The sequence below is a fragment of the Streptomyces sp. NPDC001933 genome, assembly GCF_042890955.1.
Lineage (GTDB): Bacteria > Actinomycetota > Actinomycetes > Streptomycetales > Streptomycetaceae > Streptomyces.
Genome location: NZ_JBIASS010000006.1, coordinates 127,866 through 142,332 on the forward strand (window position 1 = coordinate 127,866; position 14,467 = coordinate 142,332).

Here is a 14,467-nt window from a genome sequence, read left to right on the forward strand (position 1 = left end):
CGATCGCCGGCCGGTCCGGGTCAGGCGCCTTCCGGGGCCGGGCCGGGCTGCGGACCCTGGCCGGACGGCGGGCCCGTGCGGTCCCTGCGCAGTTCGCCGAGGACGCCGAAGGCCGCCGCGCAGACCGGCACCGCGAGCAGCATGCCCAGCAGACCCGCCACGCTTGCGCCCGCGGTGAGCGCGATCATGATCATGGCGGGGTGCATCTGCACCGTACGGCTCTGGATCACCGGCTGCAGGACGTGTCCCTCCAGCACCTGCACGGCGAGCACGACGCCCAGCGCCCAGAGCGCGATCACGAACCCCCGGTCGGCGAGCGCGACCAGGACCGCGACGGCGCCCGAGAGGAACGCCCCGAGGTAGGGGATGTAGGCCCCGACGAAGACCAGCGCCCCGAGCCCCACCGCGCCGGGAACGCGCAGGATCAGCAGGCCGATGGTGATGCAGAAGGCGTCGATCAGCGCGATGAACGTGGTGCCGCGCATGAAGCCCTCCACGGCCTCGAAGGCCCGCCGCCCCATCGCCTCCACCAGCTCCCCGGTGCCGCGCGGCGCGATCGAGTGGGCGAGCTGCGCGGCCCGGTCGGAGTCGCGGAGGAAGAAGAAGGTCAGCAGCAGGGCCAGGACGCTGGTGGCGATGAGCGAGCCGATCAGGCTGAGCCCGGAGAGCAGCCCGCCCGCGGCGCTCGCGCCGAACTTCTCGACGAGCTTCCGGGCGTTGGCCACCAGGTCGTCCACGCTGGTGTTCTTGCCGATCCCGAAGTGGTCGACGACCCACTGCGTGGTGTCCTTCAGCGACCGGATGATCTGGTCACCGGTGTCGACGAGCGCGGTGACGACGATGTACCCGGCGCCGCCGACCACCGCGACGAGCAGCACACAGGTGAGCCCCGCGGCGAGCGAGCGCTTCAGCCCGCGCTCCGTCAGCCAGCGGTGCACCGGCCCGAGCAGCGCCGTACCGAGCAGCGCGAGCAGCACGGGAGTGACCGCGGTCTTGAAGATGATGCACAGCCAGATGGCGACTGCGGCGACCCCGGTGACGAGGAGGAGCACGCCGCACCACGCCGCTGTGCGCCGCGCGGCATCGGGCAGGAGGGGCTTCTGGTTCTGCACCCTCCCACCCAATCACGGCCCGGGTGTGATGTCCCGCTTGTGGGGCCTTATGAATGACGGACTGTCACACTCTGGCTGGAAGTGTCACATTCCGTGGACTGCGGGCACGGTGCCGAGGCGACCGGCCTGGAAGTCCTCGAAGGCCTGCTTCAGTTCGGCCTGGCTGTTCATCACGAACGGCCCGTAGTGCGCCATCGGCTCACGGATCGGACGGCCGCCGAGCAGCACGACCTCCAGGTCCGGGGCGTTGCCGTCCTGCTTCTCGTCCGCGCGGACGGTCAGCGAGGAACCGGTGCCGAAGACCGCGGTCTGCCCCATGTGGACGGGGCGGCGCTCCGCGCCGACGGTGCCGCGGCCGGCCAGCACGTAGGCGAGTCCGTTGAAGTCCTCGCGCCACGGCAGGGTCACCTCGGCGCCGGGGCGCACGGTGGCGTGGATCATCGTGATCGGGGTGTGCGTGATGCCGGGGCCCTCGTGCCCGTCGAGCTCACCGGCGATGACGCGGAGCAGCGCGCCGCCGTCCGGGGAGGCGAGGAGCTGGACCTGGCCGCCGCGGATGTCCTGGTAGCGGGGGTTCATCATCTTGTCGGCCTTGGGCAGGTTCACCCAGAGCTGGAGGCCGTGGAAGAGGCCGCCCGACATCACCAGGGACTCCGGCGGGGCCTCGATGTGCAGCAGCCCGGAGCCGGCGGTCATCCACTGGGTGTCGCCGTTCTGGATGGTGCCGCCGCCACCGTTGGAGTCCTGGTGGACGAAGGTTCCGTCGATCAGGTACGTGACGGTCTCGAAGCCGCGGTGCGGGTGCCAGGGGGTGCCCTTCGGCTCGCCGGCCGCGTACTCCACCTCGCCCATCTGGTCCATCATGATGAACGGGTCGAGGTGCTTGTAGTTGATCCCGGCGAACGCGCGGCGAACCGGGAAGCCCTCGCCCTCGAATCCGCTCGGTGCCGTGGTGACGGCGAGCACGGGACGGGGCGTCGCATCGCCGGAAGCGGCGACCTTGGGCAGGGCCAGCGGGTTTTCAACAGTCACTGCGGGCATGGGAGCCACCTCCGGGATCGTCGTGCCTTCAATTTAGTTGAATGGTGAACATCTCGCAAGGCGCACTTCATTCCCTCAGCCGTCCGGAGCAACGCAAGGGGCCCGCACCGAGCGGTGCGGGCCCCTTGCGAGGGATGCGGTCTCAGCCGTACATGCGGCGCATCGCGAAGTCGACCATCTGCTCCACGGCCTTCGCGTCGAAGACCATGCGGTGCTCACCCTCCATGTCGAGGACGAAGCCGTAGCCGGTCGGCAGCAGGTCGATCACCTCGGCGCCGGTGATCACGAAGTACTTGGACTCCTTGCCCGCGTACAGCCGCAGTTCCTTGAGCGTGGTGAACATCGGGATCACTGGCTGCTGGGTGTTGTGCAGCGCCAGGAAGCCGGGGTTGTCGCCGCGCGGGCAGTAGACCTTCGACGTCGCGAAGATCTGCTGGAAGTCCTCGGCGGACAGCGAGCCGGTGGTGAAGGCCCGTACCGCGTCACCCAGGGACGGCGGCGAGGGCTCGGGATACAGCGGCTGCTCGCCGTAGCCGCCGCCCATCTGCTGCTGTGCACCCGGGTTCTGGTCGTAGCCGTACATGCCGCAAAGAGTAATCGGACACATCGGGGCCTTGAGGGGTTGCGTCTTATTACTGACGGGTAGCATCATCGTAGAGGTCAGCTGATATACGCACCGCCACCTCGTCGCCCGCCCGGCCGACACCCCGTCCCGGGGCATTGCGCGCCACTGCTATTGATTACGGAGCCTTCCATGGGGCACTACAAGTCGAATCTCCGCGACATCGAGTTCAACCTCTTCGAGGTGCTCGGGCGCGACAAGACGTACGGCACCGGCCCGTTCGCCGAGATGGACGTCGAGACGGCGAAGAGCATCCTCGACGAGGTCAACCGCCTCGCGGAGAACGAGCTGGCCGACTCCTTCGCCGACGCCGACCGCAACCCGCCGGTCTTCGACCCGGAGACCAACACCGCGCCGGTCCCGGCGGCCTTCAAGAAGTCGTACCAGGCGTTCATGGACTCCGAGTACTGGCGCCTGGGCCTGCCCGAGGAGATCGGCGGCACCACCTCGCCGCGCTCCCTGATCTGGAGCTACGCGGAGCTGCTGCTCGGCTCGAACCCGGCCGTGTGGATGTACTGCTCCGGCCCGGCGTTCGCCGGCATCCTCTTCGAGGAGGGCAACGAGGCGCAGAAGAAGATCGCCGGGATCGCCGTCGAGAAGCAGTGGGGCTCGACGATGGTGCTGACCGAGCCGGACGCGGGCTCCGACGTCGGCGCGGGCCGCACGAAGGCCGTCGAGCAGGAGGACGGCTCCTGGCACATCGAGGGTGTGAAGCGTTTCATCACCTCGGGCGAGCACGACATGTCCGAGAACATCATCCACTACGTGCTGGCCCGCCCCGAGGGCGCCGGCCCCGGCACGAAGGGCCTCTCGCTCTTCATGGTCCCGAAGTTCCACTTCGACTGGACCACCGGCGAGCTGGGCGAGCGCAACGGCGTGTACGCGACCAACGTCGAGCACAAGATGGGCCTCAAGGCGTCCAACACCTGCGAGATGACCTTCGGCGACCAGCACCCCGCCAAGGGCTGGCTGATCGGCGACAAGCACGACGGCATCCGCCAGATGTTCCGCATCATCGAGTTCGCCCGCATGATGGTCGGCACGAAGGCCATCGCCACCCTGTCGACCGGCTACCTGAACGCGCTGGAGTACGCCAAGGAGCGCGTCCAGGGCACGGACCTGTCGCAGTTCATGGACAAGACCGCCCCCAAGGTCACCATCACGCACCACCCCGACGTGCGCCGCTCCCTCATGACGCAGAAGGCGTACGCGGAGGGCATGCGCTCCCTGGTGCTGTACACCGCCGCCGTCCAGGACTCGATCCAGGAGAAGGAGGCCGCGGGCGAGGACGCCAAGGCGCTGCACGGCCTCAACGACCTGCTGCTCCCGATCGTGAAGGGCTACGGCTCCGAGAAGTCCTACGAGCAGCTGGCGCAGTCGCTCCAGACCTTCGGCGGCTCCGGGTACCTCCAGGAGTACCCGATCGAGCAGTACATCCGTGACGCCAAGATCGACACGCTGTACGAGGGCACCACGGCGATCCAGGGCCAGGACTTCTTCTTCCGGAAGATCGTCCGCGACCAGGGTGCCTCGCTGAACGCCCTCTCCGAGGAGATCAAGAAGTTCCTCGCCGGCGCCCAGGGCAACGAGGAGCTGTCCGGTGCGCTGGACTCCCTCGCCAAGGCGGCCGTGGACCTGGAGGCGATCGTCGGCACGATGATCACCGACCTCACCGCGACCGGCGAGGACGTCAAGAACATCTACAAGGTGGGCCTCAACACCACCCGCCTGCTGATGGCCTCCGGCGACGTCGTCGTCGGCTACCTGCTCCTCAAGGGCGCGGCCGTCGCGGCGGAGAAGCTGCCGACCGCCACCGCGAAGGACGTCGCCTTCTACCAGGGCAAGATCGCCGCCGCGAAGTTCTTCGCCGCGAACGTCCTGCCGGGCGTCTCGGCCGAGCGCGCGCTCGCGGAGTCCGTCGACAACTCGCTGATGGAGCTGGACGAGGCCGCGTTCTAGCCCCTCCTGTTTCGAGATCGCCGACACGCACCGTCACCCGGACACGCTTTCGGGTGGCGGTGCTGTCGTATCGGCTGCGACATCGGCCTGACCGCCGTCGACCGTCTGTGGACCTGGCCCGACCCCACCGCACCGGCCCTCTCTAAGATCGGACGTCAGGCAGCCGGAGGGGCGGGTTCATCATGGGCGGCAAGGGTTTCGTGGGTATGCGACGGGGTCGGGGGCTCCTGGCGGTCGGGGCGGCGGCGCTGCTGCTCGCGGGGTGCGCGGGCGGTGACGCCGAGGCGGCCGCGCTCGGCAAGAAGCAGGCCACCTCGGTGCTGCCGGACGCGAAGGCCGTGCCGGGCTGGCGGATGTACATGAAGCCGGACGCCCAGGAGCCGGTCCCCGATTACCCGCCGTCGGTCTGTGTGGCCAGGACGAAGGAGCAGCGGAAGACCGCCTGCGACCCGGTCACGTTCTGGGGCGCCTCGGCCTTCTCCCGCAAGGCGGACAAGACCGCGCTCAATTTCTGGGTCCTCGCCTACAAGGACGAGAAGACCGCGGACGCCGCGTACGACGTCCTGGCCGAGTGGTACGGCGGGGACCGGGTCGGCCAGAACGCCGAGCAGGTGGAGATCGGCGATCCGGGCGCCGAGCACGTGGCCAACCGGGCGGCGGTCGGCACCATGGCCGGACCGGCCACGATCACGCAGATCCGGGTGGGCACGACCGTCCTCGGCATCAGCACCGGCACCACGGGCAAGGCGGTGGTTCCCGACAAGGAGGTCAAGGCGTTCGCGGCCATGTTCGCCGAGCGGGCGCAGCAGGCCCAGAACGGCGAGAAGCCCTCGGCGGCGGTCCCGGGCAGCTGAGCGGATGCCCCGCGCGACGGGGGTGAGGCCGTCCGGCCCGCTCTCGTTACAGTGAGGAACATGAGTTCCTCCCTCCGCTTCGACCGCGGGCACACCGACGACCTGATGGCCTTCCTGATGGCCTCCCCCTCCCAGTACCACGCCGTGGCCACCGCGGCCGGCCGGCTGGAGAAGGCCGGGTTCCGGCAGGTCGAGGAGACCGCGGCCTGGGACGGGACCAGCGGGGGGAAGTACGTCCTGCGCGGCGGCGCGATCGTGGCCTGGTACGTGCCGGAGGGCGCCTCGGCGCACACCCCGTTCCGGATCGTCGGGGCGCACACCGACTCGCCGAACCTGCGGGTCAAGCCGCGGCCCGACACCGGGGCGTACGGCTGGCGGCAGGTCGCCGTGGAGGTCTACGGCGGGACGCTCCTGAACACCTGGCTCGACCGGGACCTCGGCCTCGCGGGCCGGATCTCGCTGCGCGACGGCACGCACCGGCTGGTGAACATCGACCGGCCGCTGCTGCGCGTACCGCAGCTGGCCGTGCACCTGGACCGGTCGGCCAACCCCGACGGTCTCAAGCTCGACCGGCAGAAGCACATGCAGCCGATCTGGGGACTCGGGGACGTCGAGGAGGGCGACCTGATCCGGTTCGTCGCCGAGGAGGCGGGCGTCGACGCCGAGGACGTGACCGGCTGGGACCTGATGCCGCACGCCGTCGAGCCGCCCGCCTACCTGGGCCGGGACCGCGAGCTGCTGGCCGGGCCCAGGATGGACAACCTGCTCTCCGTGCACGCGGCGACCGCCGCGCTCGGCGCCGTCGCCGGGCAGCCGGACGAGGAGCTCGCGTACATCCCGGTCATGGCCGCCTTCGACCACGAGGAGAACGGCTCGCAGTCCGACACCGGCGCCGACGGGCCGCTGCTCGGCACGGTCCTGGAGCGTTCGGTCTTCGCGCGCGGCGGTACGTACGAGGACCGCGCCCGTGCCTTCGCCGGGACCGTCTGCCTCTCCTCCGACACCGGTCACGCGATCCACCCCAACTACGCCGAGCGCCACGACCCGACCCACCACCCGGTGGTCAACGGCGGACCGATCCTCAAGGTCAACGTCAACATGCGGTACGCGACCGACGGCAGCGGCCGGGCCGTGTTCGCGGAGGCGTGCCGGAAGGCGGACGTGCCGTGGCAGACGTTCGTCTCCAACAACTCGATGCCGTGCGGCACCACGATCGGCCCGATCACCGCCGCCCGGCACGGCATCCAGACCGTGGACATCGGCGTCGCGATCCTGTCGATGCACAGCGCCCGTGAGCTGTGCGGGGCGGACGACCCGTACCTGCTGGCCAACGCGCTGACGTCGTTCCTGGCGGGCTGAGCCCGGCCGCCGCGAGCCCGTCGACGGGCCGGTGCGCAGGACGCTCCGGCCCGCCGGCCCGCCGTCGCGCGGCGCCCGTCGTGGGCGCACCCCGCCGATCGGGCACGACCCGTCGTCGGCTCCTGAGCACCCCCGATACCCTGGGACTTTTCCGTGCCCGACCCCGGGCGCATCCTGCCCGGAAGGGAAGCCCCCAGTGGAGTTCCGGCTGCTCGGCACCGTCTCCGTCGACACGTTCACCGGGCCGCTGCCACTCGGTCCCGCCAAGCGCCGCAGCCTGCTCGCCGCTCTGCTGCTGTCCGCCAACACCCCCGTCTCCATCGCGCGGCTGACGGACTCCCTGTGGGACGACACACCTCCGCTGCACGCCCGCAGCGTCATCCAGGGACATGTGTCCCGGCTGCGCGCCCTGCTGGTGGGTGCGGACGCGGAGGCGTACGGGGTGGAGCTGGTCACCCTCGGCGACGCCTATGTGCTGCGGCTGCCGGAGACACTGCTGGACTCGCAGCGGTTCGAGGAACTGCTGACGCTGGCGCGGGGTCAGCGCAGCCCCGCCGACACGGTGCTGATGCTCAAGGAGGCGCTGTCCCTGTGGCAGGGCCCGGCGCTCAGCGGCGCGTTCGCCGGGCGGCCGCTCCAGGCCGCCGCGCACTCGCTGGAGGAGTCCCGGCTGGCGACGGTCGAGCAACTGGCGCACTCCTACGCGGCGCTGGGGGAGCACAACCGGGCAGCGGCGGTGCTCCGGGCGGAGGCCGTCGCGCACCCGATGCGGGAGTCGCTGGCGGCGGCCCTGATGACGGCGCTGTACCGGGCGGGGCGTCAGTCGGAGGCGCTGGACTGGTTCCACCGCACGCGGCGGCTGCTCGCCGACGAGCTGGGGATCGATCCGGGACACGAACTCGCCGACGCGTACGCGCTGATCCTGCGCGGCGACCCCGGGCCGGACGCCGGCCGCGAGGGCGGACGGAACGCGCCCGACCGGCAGGGGACGGCGGCACGCAGTCCGGTCCGGGCGGGCGGCAGCGGTGACGGCGGCCCCGGCAACGGGCCCGGCCCCATGCCCGCGGCCCGTCCGGCGGCGGACCGGCGGACCGGACCGGACGGCGGGGCCGCGGCCGAACCGGCCGCCCGGTCGGACGAGTCGCGCGGTAGTACGAACGGCGCTACGAACGGCGGAACGGGCGGCGCCCCCAGCCCCGTGCCGCCCCGGCCGCTCCCCGTGCCGTCCCTCGCGGGCGGGCCGCACCCCACCGATCTGCTGCCCCGCGCACCCCGCGGCTTCCAGGGGCGGACCGCCGAACTGGCCGCGCTGACCCGGGCCGCGGCGGGCGAGGCGCCCGTCTGCCTGGTCACCGGACCGGCCGGGGTGGGCAAGACCGCGCTGGCCCTGCAGTGGGCGCACCGCAACCCGGCCGCCTTCCCGGACGGGCGGCTCTTCGCCGATCTGCGCGGGTTCAGCGACACCGGTGAGCCCGCGCTCATCGAAGTGCTGCGCGAGTTCCTGCTGGCGCTCGGCGTGGCGCCGCGCCGCGTCCCCGAGTCCGTCGCGGCCGCCGCCGCGCTCTTCCGTTCGCTGACCGACCGGCGCCGGCTGCTCGTCGTACTCGACAACGCCCGTCACTCCGCCACCGTCCGGCCGCTGCTGCCGGGCGGCACCGACTGCGTCACGCTGGTCACCAGCCGCCACCGGCTGGAGGGCCTCATCGCCTCGGACGCGGCCCGCCCCGTACCGCTCGACGTGCTCGAACCGCCGGACGGCACGGCGCTGCTGGCCGGTGTGCTCGGTGAGGACCGGGTGCTCGCGGAGCCGGTCGCGGCCCGTCGGCTCGCCGAACTCTGCGGCGGGCTGCCGCTCGCGCTGCGGGTCACCGCGGCCCGGCTGGCCGGGCGTCCGTCGTGGACGCTGGCCGGTCTCGCCGACGAACTGGCCGACGAGCGCAGCCGGCTGACGTTCCTCGACGTGGACGACACCGGTGTCTCGGCCGCGCTGCGGCTGACCGTGCAGCAGCTGCCGCAGGACGCCGTGCACCAGCTCGCCCGGCTCGGCCACCACCCCGGCAGCCACTTCGACCCGCACACGGCGGCCGCGCTGGCCGGCACCGACCCGGTCGTCGCCACGGCGGCGCTGGAACGGCTCGCCGCCGCCCATCTCGTCACCGAGACGGCGCCCGGACGCTGGGTGCTGCACGACCTGATACGCCTCTACGCCCGCGGCATGGACCCCGAGGGCGGGTCCGAGGCGCTCATCGGGGTCCTCGACCACTACATCGCCACCGCGCTGGCCGCCGCCGACACGGCCGAGCCCGGCGGCGAGCCCTGCTTCGTCCTGCCGGAGGACTACCACCGCCCCGTCGCCGTACGGGACTTCGTCGACCGGGCGGCGGCGATGCACTGGCTGGCGGCCGAGCGCGACGATCTGGCGCTGGCCGCCGTCGCCGCCAGGACCGCCGGGTTCCATGACCGGGCGTGGCGGATCATCCTGCTCCAGTGGCCCCAGGTGGTGTGGCGGGTGCGGGACAGCTGGTCCCCGCTGCTGGAACTGGCGCTGGACTCCGCCCGAGCCCACGACGACGCGTACGCCGAGTCGCGGGTGCTCAACCTGCTGGGCTGGGTGCTGACCGAGGAGGGCCGGACCGCCGAGGCCGTCGCCCTGCTGGAGCGCTCGCCGGTGCTGGCCCGGCAGTCCGGCGACCGGCTCGGCGAGGCGACCGCGCTGATCAATCTCGCCGTCGTCCAGGCCGAGCAGGGGGAGCTCGACACGGCGCTGGAGGACTGCGGGCGGGCCGTCGAGCTGGCCCGTGAGGAAGGGGACGCGCACACCGAGATGCTGGCGCTCCAGCACCTCGCGCGGATGCAGCTCGCCGCGAACCGGCCGCACGAGGCCCTCGAATCCGTCCGGACCGCGCTCGACCTGGGGCCCGAGCACGAGGAGGTCGCCCGCAGGGTGCTGCTGCTGACCACCAGCGGCGAGGCCCGGCTGGCGCTCGGCGAGGAGGGCGAAGGGATCCGGCTGCTGGACCTGGCGGCCGGCGAGGCGGAACACGCCGGCTACGACGAGGGCGCGGCGCGGGCCCTGCAGGCACTGCTGCGGGTGACGGCGGAGCCGGAGTACCGCAAGCGGTACGAGCAGGCGGTGCGACGGCTCACCGACGACGAGTGAGCTGCTCCGGGCCCGGTTTCGCGGCCGGGCCCGACGGCCTCTCTCAGCCCTGCTCGTCCATTCCCGCCAGCACCAGCGGCAGCCGGGCCGTTCCCTCCGCGCTCACCCGGACGGGGACACCCCAGTCCTGCTGGTGGACGTGGCAGGCCGGGTACTCGTTCGCGCCCGCGGCAGAGCCGCTGTCGGATGCAGTGTCGTCGCAGGACGCCGCCATCGCCGACACGTGCAGGACGCCCTCGGTGACGTCGTCGGCCAGTACCAGGTCACGGAACAGGTCCGTGCCCGGCCCCGCGCCCTGTGCCAGCAGCTCGGGCGGGGTCGCGGAGACCAGCAGCCGGGTCGAGGGACCGTACCGGGTGTCCAGCTTCTGCCCGGCGGGCGCCTGGAAGACCACATCGAGCCGGAGCGTGCCCGGGGCGATGTCGGTGGCCGCCCGCTGCGTGCGGTGCGCCTGGTCGGCGACGCGCACGGCCTCCTCGGGCAGCCGCAGCCGGGTCAGCCGGTGCCGGGCGGACTCGACGACCACGAGGTCGCCGTCGACCAGCACGGCGTCGCTGGGCTCGCGCAGATCCGTGGCCAGGGTGGTGACCTCGCCGCTCGCGGGATCGTAGCGCCGCAGCGCGTGGTTGTACGTGTCGCAGACGGCGACGGACCCGTCGGGCAGCGCGGTCACCCCCAGCGGGTGCTGGAGCAGGGCCTGCCCGGCGGCGCCGTCGCGGTGCCCGAAGTCGAAGAGCCCGGTGCCGACGGCCGTACGGACGGCGAAGCCGTCCCCGTCGCGCTCGACGTACCGCAGGGCGGACGTCTCCGAGTCGGCGACCCAGAGCCGCTCGCCGTCGGCGGAGGCGGCCAGCCCGGACGGCTGGGCGAACCAGGCCTCGTCGGCCGGTCCGTCGACCAGGCCCTCGTTGGTGGTGCCCGCCGCGACCTGGACGGTCCGCGTCGCGGGGTCGTACGTCCACAGCTGGTGCACGCCCGCCATGGCGATCCACAGCCGGTCCGCGAACCAGGCGACGTCCCAGGGGGAGGAGAGGTCGACCTCGCGGGCCGGTCCCGAGGTCGGCGAGCCCTGCCACCACTGGCGGCCGGTGCCGGCGAGCGTCGTCGTCTCCCCGGTGGCGAGGTCGAGGGCGCGGATGGCGTGGTTGACCGTGTCGGCGACGGCGATCCGGCCGTCGGGCAGCACGGCGAGCCCCTGCGGTTCGGAGAACCGGGCCTCGTCCGGCCCTCCGTCGAGGAACCCCCTACCCCCTGTACCGACGTGACGGCGAACCGTTTCACTGTCACGTTCGATCTCGACCAGGCGGTGGCGGGTGGTGTCGGAGACGAGGAAGCCGCCGTCGGGCAGGAGCAGCGCCTTGCCGGGGAAGCGCAGATGCGTGGCGACCGGTTCGGGCGCGACGTAGGGGCCGTCGCCGCGGCGCAGCGTGCCCTTCGCCCCGTGCTCGGCCTCCAGCTCCTCGACCAGCTTCGCGATGGCGTGCGCATGGCCCTCACCGGCGTGCTGGGCGACGACATAGCCCTCGGGGTCGATGACGACCAGCGTGGGCCAGGCCCGTACGGCGTACTGCTTCCAGGTCGCCAGTTCCGGATCGTCGAGGACCGGGTGGTGGACCTCGTACCGCTCGACGGCGTCGACGACCGCCTGGTGCTCGGCCTCGTGGACGAACTTCGGCGAGTGCACCCCGATGACGACCAGGGTGTCGCGGTGCTTCTCCTCCAGCTCGCGCAGCTCATCGAGGACATGCAGACAGTTCACACAGCAGAAGGTCCAGAAATCCAGGATCACAATGCGTCCTCGCAGGTCAGCGAGGGTGTACTGCTGGTCGCCTGTATTGAGCCAGCCGCCCTTGCCGACCAGCTCGGGGGCCCTGACGCGCGCACGTGTTGCCATGTGAACAGTCAACATCACCGTGGCGTCCACACATTCCTCAGGTACCTCGGGGAACCTGTGAGCCATGAGATTCCTGGTGCGTGAACGGCTCTTCGCCGTCGGTGACGACTACTGGATCGAGGACGCGGACGGCCGCAAGGTGTTCCTCGTCGACGGCAAGGCCATGCGGGTGCGGGACACCTTCGAGCTGAAGGACGCGCAGGGCCGGATCCTGGTCGAGATCCGGCAGAAGCTGCTCAGCCTGCGCGACACGATGCTCATCGAGCGGGACGGCGAGCAGCTCGCCAGGATCAAGCGCAAGCGGCTGTCGCTGCTGCGCAACCACTACCGGGTCACGCTGGTCGACGGCACCGAACTCGACGTCAGCGGCAAGATCCTGGACCGCGAGTTCGCCATCGACTACGACGGGGAGCTGCTGGCCCAGATCTCCCGGCGTTGGCTGACCGTCCGGGACACCTACGGCATCGACGTCGTACGGGAGGACGCCGACGCGGCGCTGCTCATCGCCGTATCGGTCTGCGTCATCGTGCTCGCGGAGAAGGAGCACGAGGGCTGAGGACCCACGAGGCCGAGCGCCGTTTCACGTGAAACAGCACTCGACACGGCTCAGGAGGGCGGGTTCAGCCCCAAGCGACGGTCTTTGAGGGCCGGGAACTGCTCACGGGTCGCCGCCACCCTCGCCGGGTCGAACTCCACGTCGAGCACCTCCTCGGCCGCACCCGCCTCCGCGAGCACCTCGCCCCACGGGTCGACGACGATGCTGTGCCCGGCCTGCTCGACCCCGGCATGGGTACCCGCGGTGGCGACGGCCAGGACGTACGACTGGTTCTCGACCGCGCGGGCCTGGGCCAGCAGCGTCCAGTGGGCGCGGCGCCGCTCGGGCCAGCCCGCCGCGACGATCAGTGTCTCGGCGCCCGCGTCGACCAGGCCGCGGAACATCTCCGGGAAGCGCAGGTCGTAACAGGTGGCGAGGCCGAGGGTGGTCTGCGGCAGGGTGACCGTGACCAGTTCCTCGCCGGCGCCCATCATGACCGCCTCGCCCTTGTCGAAGCCGAAGCGGTGGATCTTGCGGTACGCGGCGGCCCGCTCGCCCTCGGGCGTGAAGACGAGCGAGGTGTTGTAGAGGGTGCCGTCGGCGGCGCGCTCGACGAAGGAGCCCGCGTGCAGCCAGACCCCGGCGTCGGCGGCGGCCTTCGCCATGATGTCGTGGGTGGGCCCCTGCAGCGGTTCGGCCTCGTCCTCGAAGGCGGTGTACGCGAAGGCGCCGACCGGCCAGAGCTCGGGAAGGACCACCAGGTCCGCGCCGCGCCGGCCAGCGATCAGCGAAGCCGCGCGCTGCCTGCGGGCCTTGACGGATTCGTCCGGGTCTACTGCGATCTGGATGAGGGAGGCGCGCACACTACCACCGTCCTGGCATTCGAGCCGTCAACACGGGCCTACGATCGTCACACGAAAGCACTGCCGGGGTGCCTGCTCGCAGCGTAACTTAGCGATCGAACCTCCCACGCAGACCGCCGCCCGCAGACCGCCGCCCGCGCCCGCCGCCCAGCTTCTCCAGCCCATGCACCGCAGAACCGCACGAGGGGTCCCGTGACCGTCCATCCCAGCCTCCAGAACTACGCCGATGCCTGGACCCACTCCATCGAGTCGATAGCCGAGCTGGTGAAGCCGCTCGCCGAGGGAGAGTGGAACCGCCGTACGCCGTGCCCCGCCTGGTCGGTGCGTGACATCGTCTCGCACGTGATCGGCATGGAGTGCGAGCAGCTCGGCGACCCGCGCCCGATCCACTCCCTGCCCCGCGACCTCTACCACGTACAGAGCGACTTCGCCCGCTACATGGAGATGCAGGTCGATGTGCGGCGGCACCACACCGCGCCGGAGATGACCTCCGAGCTGGAGTACACGATCATCCGCCGGGCGCGTCAGCTCCGCAACGAGACACGTGACCCCGAGACCATGGTCCGCGCGCCGCTCGGCGCCGAGCAGACCCTCGAACTGGCGCTGCGGATGCGCGTCTTCGACGTCTGGGTGCACGAGCAGGACCTGCGCGCGACGCTGGGCCGGCCCGGCAATCTGGACTCCCCCGGCGCGACGGTCGTCCGCGACACCCTGCTGGAGGCGCTGCCGAAGGTGGTCGCGAAGGACGCGGGAGCGCCGGCCAGTTCGGCGGTCGTGCTCGATGTGCACGGGCCGCTGGAGTTCCTGCGCACCGTCAGGGTCGACGCGGAGGGCCGCGGTTCGGTGGACGGTTCGCCGTCGCTCGGGCCCGCCGTGACGCTGGCGATGGACTGGGAGACGTACTACCGCCTCGCCTGCGGGCGGGTGCGCGCGGCCGCGGTCGCCGAGCAGATCAAGGTCGAGGGCGATCAGGAGCTGGCGACGGCGATCCTGCAGAACTTCGCCGTGACGCCGTGACCGCGTGACGCCATGACCGGCGGCGCCCGTCGCAGGTGAGGGCGGGCGCGC

At 71.7% G+C, this 14,467-nt stretch carries 11 protein-coding genes; 6 read left to right on the forward strand and 5 right to left on the reverse strand.

Features of this window, described 5'->3' with window-relative positions:
- Positions 1 to 20: 20 nt before the first annotated feature.
- The 3 genes from ACFYY7_RS17000 to ACFYY7_RS17010 all read right to left on the reverse strand — a co-directional run bounded on the left by ACFYY7_RS17000 (position 21) and on the right by ACFYY7_RS17010 (position 2,736).
- Positions 21 to 1,112 carry an AI-2E family transporter gene (locus ACFYY7_RS17000; protein WP_388662247.1) on the reverse strand — a complete coding sequence of 364 codons (1,092 nt, stop codon included), beginning with the start codon at positions 1,110 to 1,112 and terminating at the stop codon, positions 21 to 23.
- Between the two features lie 84 nt (positions 1,113 to 1,196).
- Positions 1,197 to 2,153: a pirin family protein gene (locus ACFYY7_RS17005; RefSeq protein WP_266731452.1), complete on the reverse strand. Its 957-nt coding sequence runs from the start codon at positions 2,151 to 2,153 to the stop codon at positions 1,197 to 1,199.
- 142 nt (positions 2,154 to 2,295) lie between these two features.
- A complete protein-coding gene (locus ACFYY7_RS17010) occupies positions 2,296 to 2,736 on the reverse strand; it encodes an SseB family protein (RefSeq protein ID WP_072487501.1) in 441 nt (146 codons plus the stop codon).
- A 171-nt stretch (positions 2,737 to 2,907) separates the two neighbouring features.
- On the opposite strand from ACFYY7_RS17010, the gene ACFYY7_RS17015 reads away from it, so the two are divergent.
- The 4 genes from ACFYY7_RS17015 (at position 2,908) to ACFYY7_RS17030 (ending at position 10,107) form a co-directional block, all read left to right on the forward strand.
- Positions 2,908 to 4,734, forward strand: coding sequence for an acyl-CoA dehydrogenase (locus tag ACFYY7_RS17015; RefSeq protein WP_388662249.1), 1,827 nt, complete (start codon positions 2,908 to 2,910; stop codon positions 4,732 to 4,734).
- A gap of 182 nt (positions 4,735 to 4,916) precedes the next feature.
- A complete protein-coding gene (locus ACFYY7_RS17020; protein ID WP_388662251.1) occupies positions 4,917 to 5,588 on the forward strand; it encodes a hypothetical protein in 672 nt (223 codons plus the stop codon).
- Positions 5,589 to 5,648: 60 nt separating this feature from the next.
- The gene (locus tag ACFYY7_RS17025) at positions 5,649 to 6,947 is read left to right on the forward strand and encodes a M18 family aminopeptidase (RefSeq protein WP_266731444.1); all 1,299 of its coding nucleotides are present in this window, start codon (positions 5,649 to 5,651) and stop codon (positions 6,945 to 6,947) included.
- Positions 6,948 to 7,143: 196 nt separating this feature from the next.
- Positions 7,144 to 10,107: a BTAD domain-containing putative transcriptional regulator gene (locus ACFYY7_RS17030; RefSeq protein WP_388662253.1), complete on the forward strand. Its 2,964-nt coding sequence runs from the start codon at positions 7,144 to 7,146 to the stop codon at positions 10,105 to 10,107.
- 43 nt (positions 10,108 to 10,150) lie between these two features.
- Here the strand turns inward: ACFYY7_RS17030 and ACFYY7_RS17035 are convergent, their stop codons facing one another.
- Positions 10,151 to 12,001, reverse strand: a complete 1,851-nt coding sequence (locus ACFYY7_RS17035; RefSeq protein WP_388662254.1) for an NHL domain-containing thioredoxin family protein — start codon at positions 11,999 to 12,001, stop codon at positions 10,151 to 10,153.
- A 64-nt stretch (positions 12,002 to 12,065) separates the two neighbouring features.
- Between ACFYY7_RS17035 and ACFYY7_RS17040 the strand changes: the two genes are divergently transcribed.
- Positions 12,066 to 12,557, forward strand: a complete 492-nt coding sequence (locus ACFYY7_RS17040; RefSeq protein WP_266731440.1) for an LURP-one-related/scramblase family protein — start codon at positions 12,066 to 12,068, stop codon at positions 12,555 to 12,557.
- Between the two features lie 50 nt (positions 12,558 to 12,607).
- On the opposite strand, the gene ACFYY7_RS17045 is transcribed toward ACFYY7_RS17040, so the two are convergent.
- Positions 12,608 to 13,399, reverse strand: a complete 792-nt coding sequence (locus ACFYY7_RS17045; RefSeq protein WP_388662257.1) for a carbon-nitrogen family hydrolase — start codon at positions 13,397 to 13,399, stop codon at positions 12,608 to 12,610.
- A 192-nt stretch (positions 13,400 to 13,591) separates the two neighbouring features.
- On the opposite strand from ACFYY7_RS17045, the gene ACFYY7_RS17050 reads away from it, so the two are divergent.
- Positions 13,592 to 14,416, forward strand: coding sequence for a maleylpyruvate isomerase family mycothiol-dependent enzyme (locus tag ACFYY7_RS17050; protein ID WP_388662259.1), 825 nt, complete (start codon positions 13,592 to 13,594; stop codon positions 14,414 to 14,416).
- Positions 14,417 to 14,467: the final 51 nt, after the last annotated feature.

Excerpts from the sequence above, each read along its gene's own strand:
- ACFYY7_RS17005 (WP_266731452.1), bottom strand. The coding sequence starts at position 2,153 with ATGCCCGCAGTGACTGTTGAAAACCCGCTGGCCCTGCCCAAGGTCGCC.
- ACFYY7_RS17010 (WP_072487501.1), bottom strand. The coding sequence starts at position 2,736 with ATGTACGGCTACGACCAGAACCCGGGTGCACAGCAGCAGATGGGCGGC.
- ACFYY7_RS17015 (WP_388662249.1), top strand. The coding sequence starts at position 2,908 with ATGGGGCACTACAAGTCGAATCTCCGCGACATCGAGTTCAACCTCTTC.
- ACFYY7_RS17020 (WP_388662251.1), top strand. The coding sequence starts at position 4,917 with ATGGGCGGCAAGGGTTTCGTGGGTATGCGACGGGGTCGGGGGCTCCTG.
- ACFYY7_RS17025 (WP_266731444.1), top strand. The coding sequence starts at position 5,649 with ATGAGTTCCTCCCTCCGCTTCGACCGCGGGCACACCGACGACCTGATG.
- ACFYY7_RS17035 (WP_388662254.1), bottom strand. The coding sequence starts at position 12,001 with ATGGCAACACGTGCGCGCGTCAGGGCCCCCGAGCTGGTCGGCAAGGGC.
- ACFYY7_RS17040 (WP_266731440.1), top strand. The coding sequence starts at position 12,066 with ATGAGATTCCTGGTGCGTGAACGGCTCTTCGCCGTCGGTGACGACTAC.